This window comes from Streptomyces sp. NPDC056222, assembly GCF_042264065.1.
Classification (GTDB): domain Bacteria; phylum Actinomycetota; class Actinomycetes; order Streptomycetales; family Streptomycetaceae; genus Streptomyces.
In genome coordinates, this window is sequence record NZ_JBHJTL010000235.1 from 1 (window position 1) to 1041 (window position 1041).

At 63.1% G+C, this 1041-nt stretch carries 1 protein-coding gene; it reads left to right on the forward strand.

Annotated features, from left to right (window positions below; genetic code table 11):
- On the forward strand, positions 1-1041 hold a 1041-nt coding region (locus ACFC0D_RS38770; RefSeq protein ID WP_376446846.1), incomplete at both ends, for a putative Ig domain-containing protein.

Here is a 1041-nt window from a genome sequence, read left to right on the forward strand (position 1 = left end):
GTTCCAGGATGAGGCACAGGACACGCTGACCTATTCGCTGAGTGAGAACGCGCCAGCCTGGCTGGTCATCGATCCGCTCACCGGCGAGCTTACGGGCACACCGCCCAATGGCGGTGCGGATCTTTCGCTGGACATCATCGCCGCCGACAGCTGGGGGCAGCGCACCACGGCCTGGCTGACGGTGAATGTACGCAACGTGCTGCGGGGTACCGACGGCGCGGATGTACTTGCCGGCACCCAGTTCCGCGATGATCTGCATGGCGGCGCGGGCAATGATGTATTGAGTGGTGCAGGTGCCGGTGATCGCCTGTATGGCGGTGAGGGCGACGATATCTATGTGGTGAGCGACCCGAGCCAGCAGGTGATCGAACTGGCCGGCGGCGGTGACGACACTGTTCGCAGTGGCAGCCATCGCTACGTGCTGGGCGAGAATGTCGAGCGGCTCGAGCTGCTGGACGGTGCGTATGAGGGGACCGGCAACCAGGGCAACAATACGTTGATCGGCAATCTGGGCGACAACAGGCTTGATGGCGCCGCCGGGGAAGATCGCCTGGTCGGCGGTGGCGGCGATGATACCTACGTGGTCGACAGTGCCGGCGACGTTGTCATCGAGGTGGCCGGCGAAGGCATCGATACCGTGGAGTCGGCGCTGGACTGGCAGCTGGGCGACCATCTGGAGAACCTGGTGCTGACCGGCTCCGGCAACCTGAGCGGGGTTGGCAACAGCCTGGACAACGAGCTGTATGGCAATGATGGCAACAATCGGCTCGAAGGCGGCCTGGGTGCTGATCGTCTGTACCGTGGCCTGGGCGATGATCTGTACATCATCGAGTCGGCCCAGGATCGCGTGTTCGAGGACGAAGGCGGCGGTCTGGATACCATCGAGCGCCGCTTCGAGACGAACCTGATCCTGGCCGACAATGTCGAGAACCTGATCCTGGCCAACGGCATTGTGTCCGGCAACGGCAACGCGTTGGACAATGTCATCAATGGCAACGCTGCGGCAAACAAGCTGAGCGGCATGGACGGCAACGACACCCT